This is a genomic window from Acidovorax sp. KPB24-03 (assembly GCF_057546605.1).
The window spans coordinates 1-803 of the sequence record NZ_BAAJYR010000824.1 but is presented as its reverse complement, the minus strand read 5'-3'; the positions used below and the strand labels follow the sequence as shown (position 1 = coordinate 803).

2 protein-coding genes are annotated in these 803 nt (G+C 72.5%); one reads left to right on the top strand and one right to left on the bottom strand.

Annotated elements, in window-relative coordinates:
- A partial coding sequence (locus AC27KI_RS26250) for a fumarylacetoacetate hydrolase family protein (protein ID WP_487116792.1) occupies positions 1-336 on the top strand: 336 nt, incomplete at its 5' end.
- A 60-nt stretch (positions 337-396) separates the two neighbouring features.
- On the opposite strand, the gene AC27KI_RS26245 is transcribed toward AC27KI_RS26250, so the two are convergent.
- The coding region (locus AC27KI_RS26245; RefSeq protein ID WP_487116790.1) for a LysR substrate-binding domain-containing protein at positions 397-803 on the bottom strand (407 nt) is incomplete at its 5' end.

The window sequence follows — 803 nt, the reverse complement described above, 5'->3', positions numbered from 1 at the left end:
CGGCCTGCTCACGCTGGCCGACCAGCAGTCGCACGGCGCGCTGGTGCTGGCGACTGGGTGCCGTTCGACGCCGGCGCGCCGCCCGACTGGGCGCAGCAGCGCTGCACGGTGCGCATCACGGGCCAGGACGCGGTGGAGCGCCAGGGCACGCATTCGCTGGGCGACCCCGCCTGGCTGCTGGCCGCGTGGCTGCGCCATGCCACGCAGCACTTCGGCACCGTGCCGGCCGGCACCGTGGTCACCACCGGCAACTGGGCCGGTCGGCTGAACGCCCGCCTGGGCGATGCGGTGGAGGTGGCGTTCGACGGCATCGGCACCGCGAGCGTGCAGCTGTAGCCGATACCTCGGAGTGTTGTGCTATTAAATAAATAGCAATACGCCATAGTGGAATATGCGCTAGGGCCGGTTTTGGTTCAAAGGCCGCGCGGCCTGCCCGTCGATCAGCTCCACGAAGCGCCGCGCGCCCAGGCCCAGCGGGCGCTCCTTGGACCACACCACGTCCACCCACAGCGCGACGCCGTTGCTCAGGTTCTCGAACGGCATCTCCACCAGCGAGCCCGCCGCGATGCGCGGCTGCACCAGCGCGCGCGGCTGCCAGCCCCAGCCCAGGCCCGCCTCGATCAGGCCCAGCGCGGCCAAGTGGTTGTCGGTGCGCCAGTGGTGGCGCGCGAACACGAAGCGCGGATCGGTCTGCGCCAGGTCGCGGCTGGCCACGACGATCTGGCGCGTGGTGGTCAGGTGCTCCTCGCGCAGCAGGGCGGCGTCCGGGGGCTGGCCGCGCTCCGCGCCGCGGCGTGCGCGCG